The sequence below is a fragment of the Bizionia gelidisalsuginis genome, from assembly GCF_008086185.1.
Classification (GTDB): Bacteria; Bacteroidota; Bacteroidia; order Flavobacteriales; family Flavobacteriaceae; genus Bizionia; species Bizionia saleffrena.
Map to the genome: position 1 here is coordinate 1 of NZ_VSKN01000043.1, position 6,215 is coordinate 6,215.

Here is a 6,215-nt window from a genome sequence, read left to right on the forward strand (position 1 = left end):
GAAACGATAATACGCAAACACAAACCATAAACATCGAGGATACTACGGCGCCAACCTTTACGGTTCCTGCTGCAGTGACTTTAGAATGTGATCAAGATGTAAACAACTTAACAGTAACTGGTGATGTTTCTGATGAAGCTGATAATTGTGATACTAACACATTAGAAGCGACGTATACTGATGGAACATCGACTGCTGGATCTTGTGCTAACGCGTCTTCTTTTATTAGAACTTGGACGTTAACGGATGCTTGTGGAAACACAACAACTCAAGAACAAACAATCAACATCGAAGATACAACGGCGCCAACCTTTACGGTTCCTGCTGCAGTCACTTTAGAATGTGATCAAGATATTACCGACTTAACAGTAACTGGTGATGTTTCTGATGAAGCTGATAATTGTGGAAACGCTGCTCTAGAAGCAACATACACTGATGGTGCTTCAACTGCTGGATCTTGTGCGAACGCGTCTTCTTTCATTAGAACTTGGACAGTAACCGATGCTTGTGGAAACACAACAACTCAAGAGCAGATAATCAATATTGAAGACACGACGGCGCCAACCTTTACGGTTCCTGCTGCAGTCACTTTAGAATGTGATCAAGATATTACCGACTTAACAGTAACTGGTGATGTTACCGATGAAGCTGATAACTGTGGAAACGCTGCTTTAGAAGCGACGTATTCTGATGGCGCTTCAACTGCTGGGGCTTGTGCTAACGCGTCTTCTTTTATTAGAACTTGGACACTAACCGATGCTTGTGGAAACACAGCAACTCAAGAACAGACAATTAATATCGAAGATACTACGGCGCCAACCTATACGGTTCCTACTGAAGTGACTTTAGAATGTGATCAAGATATTTCCGATTTAACAGTAACTGGTGATGTTTCTGACGAAGCTGATAATTGTGGAAACGCTGTTTTAGAAGCGACGTATTCTGATGGAACATCGACTGCCGGATCTTGTGCTAACGAATCGTCTTTCATAAGAACTTGGACAGTAACCGATGCTTGTGGAAACACAACAACTCAAGAACAAACAATCAACATCGAAGATACGACGGCGCCAACCTTTACGGTTCCTGCTGCAGTCACTTTAGAATGTGATCAAGATATTACCGACTTAACAGTAACTGGTGATGTTTCTGATGAAGCTGATAATTGTGGAAACGCTGCTCTAGAAGTAACATACACTGATAGCGCTTCAACTGCTGGGGCTTGTGCTAACGCGTCTTCTTTTATTAGAACTTGGACACTAACAGATGCTTGTGGAAACACAACAACTCAAGAACAAATAATTAACATCGAAGATACAACGGCGCCAACTTTTACAGTTCCTACTGAAGTGACTTTAGAATGTGATCAAGATATTACCGACTTAACAGTAACTGGTGATGTTACCGATGAAGCTGATAACTGTGGAAACGCTGCTTTAGAAGCAACATACACTGATGGCGCTTCAACTGCTGGTTCTTGTGCTAACGCGTCTTCTTTTATTAGAACTTGGACGCTAACGGATGCTTGTGGAAACACAACAACTCAAGAGCAAATAATTAACATCGAAGATACTACGGCGCCAACCTTTACGGTTCCTACTGAAGTGACTTTAGAATGTGATCAAGATATTACCGACTTAACAGTAACTGGTGATGTTTCTGATGAAGCTGATAATTGTGATACTAACACATTAGAAGCGACGTATTCTGATGGAACATCGACTGCCGGATCTTGTGCTAACGAATCGTCTTTCATAAGAACTTGGACGGTAACAGATGCTTGTGGAAACACAACAACTCAAGAGCAAATAATTAACATCGAGGATACTACGGCGCCTAATTTAGTAACAGATTTAGAAACAAGTATTACCGTAATCTGTTCTGATATACCAGGAGTTCCTAGTTTAGAATTTACAGATAATTGCTCTACAAATACAATAGACGTCACGTTTAATGAAACAAATTCATTTAATGGTGATGGTAACGATTATATTATTGTTAGAGAATGGACCGCTACAGACGATTGTGGTAACACTTCAATCTTTACACAAGAGATAAATATTATCAGCGAAAACTTTATAAACGTTATTACAGAGGAGCTTTGTACCGGTGATGGTGATATAAATCTATTCGATTTTTTAGAAGATGGTACAGATTTAAGTGGCACTTGGATTGCTCAGGATTCTGATGTTATCGTTGATAATTCAGGAGTTTTTGATCCTTCAACTTTAGCGTTAGAAGAATACATTTTTACGTATACCTTATCAAATAATGGATGTCTAGACACGACTGAGGTTAGAATTAGATTAAATGACGAGTGTATTGTATTACCTTGCGGTAACGGTGAAGGATTATCAATTTCTAAAGCAGTAACACCTAACGGAGATCGATACAACCAATTTTTCTCTATTGAAGGAACAAAAGAATGTAATTTCATTGTAGATGTTAAAATATTTAACCGTTACGGTGCAATTATTTTCGAGGCTAATGATTATCAAAATGATTGGAGTGCTATTTCACCAGACTCTTCAATTGGTAATAATGGGCAATTACCTAACGGAACTTATTACTACGTCGTAACACTTAGAGACAGTGGTTTGAAACCTATAACTGGACCATTTTATATTGGAACAAAATAATTAACTAAAAATGAAAGATTTATCTAAATATATTTTTGCTGTTGCTTTTATGTGCTTTTCAATATCATTTGCACAGCAACTACCCCAATTCTCGCAATATATGTTTAATACAATTTCTATTAATCCCGCTTACGCAGGAAGTAGAGAAACGTTAAGCATTGTGGGACTTCAAAGAAGTCAGTGGGTAGGTTTAGAAGGTGCTCCTAGTACACAAACGTTATCAATTCATACACCTCTAGAAAAAGAGAAAATAGGTATTGGTTTGTCTATTATTAATGATCAATTAGGGTATGAAAACTTTGTTTTTGCTTACGCCGATTTTTCATACACCATTAGACTAAATGAAAGAACAAAACTTGCGTTTGGACTTAAAGGTGGGTTTACACACTATAGTTTAGATACTGTCGGATTCTTAGATCAAGAAGACGTTTACACCGATCCCTTTTTTGGTGATTTTACAAACCGATGGAACCCTAATGTAGGTGTTGGTCTATTTCTAGACACTAACAAATGGTATTTAGGTCTCTCTGCACCTAGAATTTTAAATACAAATTATAACGAAAGCCAACGAGACCCTAGCATTGATTATGTAGCTGTAGAGCGTATAGGTTATTATTTTACTGGAGGATATGTATTCGATCTTAGTGAAACTACAAAACTTAAACCTTCCTTTTTAGTAAAAGCAACAAACGGTGCACCTTTATCTATAGATGGAAACTTAAACTTTTTGTTTTTCGAAAAACTATGGTTAGGTGGTGGTTACCGTTACAATAAAGATACCGCTACTCTTGGAGCGCAAATAGACCTGCAAGTTTCTAGAGAGCTAAAAATAGGTTATACCTACGAACATTTCTTATCGGATTTAAGACCATACACTGGAGGAACTCACGAAATAGTATTAATGTACGAGGTGTTTAAACCTTCTCGTCGTATCAAATCACCAAGATACTTTTAATTAAAAATTATGAAAAATAAAATATTTTTAATCCTTGGATTTATTGTGTGTTCTTTTATGAATGCCCAAGTAAAGCTAGCCGATAACTTTTTTAAAGATTATGCTTATAAACAAGCTACAGAACTATATTTAGAAGCTATTAAAAAAGGAGATAGTAGCGAACACGTTCTTACTAGAATTGGAGATTGTTATTACAATAATTCTAATGTAAAAGAAGCAAATGTTTGGTATGAGAAAGCTGTAGAAAAGTACAACAAAGTTAATCCTGAATATATTTATAAGTATATTCAAACTTTGCGAAGTCTTAATAAATATGAAGAGGCTCATAAATGGACTGAAGTATTTAGAGAACGAAAAGGTAATGATAACCGTATTAAAGAAAATGAGGTTTTTAATATAGAAAACTTTAAATCTCTTGAAAACACAGATAATGTATATATAGAATTTAGAAATTTAGATTTGAATACGCCTTATTCCGATTTTGGTGGTTTTGAGAGTGATAACTTATTTTATTTCGCATCCACTCGTGTTAAAGATTCAATTATAGATGAAGACAAATTATACCAATGGAATAAAGAACCCTTTTTAAATATTTATCAAGCTGAACTTAAAGTTAAAAATTCACAAAAAGTAATTTCTAACGTTAGTCAAATCCAATCTGAAGCGATTAACTCTGAATTCCATGAAGCGTCTTTAACGATTACATCGGATGGACAAACGTTATATTTTACTAGAGATAATCTTAACAAAAAAAATAGTAGAGCTTCTTATGATAGAGGGGGGACTTCTAATTTAAGAATATTTAAAGCTAAATTAATAGATGGCGAATGGACAAATGTTGAAGATTTACCTTTTAATAGTAATGCGTTTTCTAACGGCTCCCCTACCCTAAGTCCCGATAATAAAACCTTATTTTTTGTTTCTGATAGAGAAGAAGGCTTCGGACAAACGGATATTTATAAGGTAGCCATAAACAACGACGGGACTTTTGGTGAACCGAAGAATTTAGGTAATATAATTAATACCGAAGGAAGAGAAAACTTCCCTTTCGTGGCTAAAGATTCTACGCTTTACTTCTCTTCTGATGCTAACATAAACCTTGGTCTTTTAGATATTTTCGAAACAAATATATTAAAAGTAAAAGTTAAAGATATCGATGTTAAAAATCTAGGCGCACCCTTTAATAGTGGTTACGACGATTTTGCCTTCTTTATAGACTCTAAAACGAATACTGGTTACTTTTCATCTAACAGATTAAATGGTAAAGGTGGAGATGATATCTATGCCTTCGAAAAATTAGAATGCACACAGATTATTCAAGGTATTACAAGAAATAATATAAATAAGCTTCCGCTTTCTGAAGTGAGCGTAAAGTTGATGGATGGTACAGGAAAGGTTATTGAAACAATGACATCAAATACTAACGGAGAATATGAATTCAATGAAGTTTCTTGCGATAAAAAATATATTGTACTCGCCGAAAAAGTAACGTATCGGTCAGACCGCAGAGAGTTTACGACTTCAGTCAATAATGATGAAGAAACGCAAATCGACTTATTTTTAAATCCGCTAATTATTGAAAGTGAAATTGTGATTAACCCTATTTTCTTCGACTTTAATAAATCTACTATTCGCCCTGATGCGGCCTACGAACTAGAGAATATTGTTGCGGTTATGAGAGAACATAACCAAATGGTTATCAAAATTGAATCACATACAGACAGTCGTGGTAAAGATAATTATAATATGAATCTTTCCGATAGAAGAGCTAAATCTACGAGAGATTATTTAATTTCAAGAGGTATCAACAAAGATCGAATTGAAAGTGCTATTGGTTATGGTGAGTCGCAATTAATTAATGAATGCGATAATAATACAAAATGTACCGAAGCAGAACATCAAAAAAATAGACGCTCCAAATTTATTATAACTATGGGCTACGAATTAGAATAAAGTATATTCTGAAGTAAAAAATGAAAAAGAACTGCTAAAAACAGTTCTTTTTTTTATTTATAAAATTGTGAGAAATCAGGCTAATTTATGTCATAATTATTTCTAATCTAATGATGTGGACTCTTTACAAAGGGTTGGAGGTACATTTAGTAAAGTTCGAAAATTTTATGACCTGCAAAGCAGATAGTTTAATACATTCGCTATTGTTAGCCCGCCTTTTGTTGCGCTCGAGATAAATTAAAGCTGCCAGTGAGATTAGCATTTCTTTACTATTCATATCTTTAACGATCTTCCCCTTGTACGTTGTAGAGTTCACTAAAGGCATTTTAATCTTGTTTTATATTAGCTTTAGCGTAACCACAACAGGTGTCTAAAGACTACTTTTAAGATTGATACTATTTTCAACTTCACGTGCGAGTTACTTTATTCCTCTTTTATTGTAGGTTTTTTAATTAATTGTCCAGACTATTAAAACGGCTCTACTTAAAGTAGGGATCCATTAAACCTTATAGAAAAGATTTAATATAGTATTACTTTTAGTAAGGTATGACTTAGACATAAAAAAAGAGCCGAATTATAAAACTCGGCTCTTCGACATATAAGTAAACTATTATTTATTTTTTTATAAAGATATTAGTGAAATACCATTTTCCTTGTTCATCTTTCTC

Annotated in this window: 3 protein-coding genes; all 3 read left to right on the plus strand. The window is 34.8% G+C overall.

All coding sequences use genetic code 11. The features are described from left to right. The coding region (locus ES677_RS14710; protein ID WP_148381657.1) for a gliding motility-associated C-terminal domain-containing protein at nt 1-2,639 on the plus strand (2,639 nt) is incomplete at its 5' end. A gap of 10 nt (nt 2,640-2,649) precedes the next feature. After that, nucleotides 2,650-3,594: a PorP/SprF family type IX secretion system membrane protein gene (locus ES677_RS14715; RefSeq protein WP_148370263.1), complete on the plus strand. Its 945-nt coding sequence runs from the start codon at nt 2,650-2,652 to the stop codon at nt 3,592-3,594. A 9-nt stretch (nt 3,595-3,603) separates the two neighbouring features. Next, nucleotides 3,604-5,547, plus strand: a complete 1,944-nt coding sequence (locus ES677_RS14720; protein WP_148381658.1) for an OmpA family protein — start codon at nt 3,604-3,606, stop codon at nt 5,545-5,547. Nucleotides 5,548-6,215: the final 668 nt, after the last annotated feature.

Bases quoted from the DNA above. Each gene is read 5' to 3' on its own strand.
- ES677_RS14720 (WP_148381658.1), top strand. From the start codon at position 3,604: ATGAAAAATAAAATATTTTTAATCCTTGGATTTATTGTGTGTTCTTTT.
- ES677_RS14715 (WP_148370263.1), top strand. From the start codon at position 2,650: ATGAAAGATTTATCTAAATATATTTTTGCTGTTGCTTTTATGTGCTTT.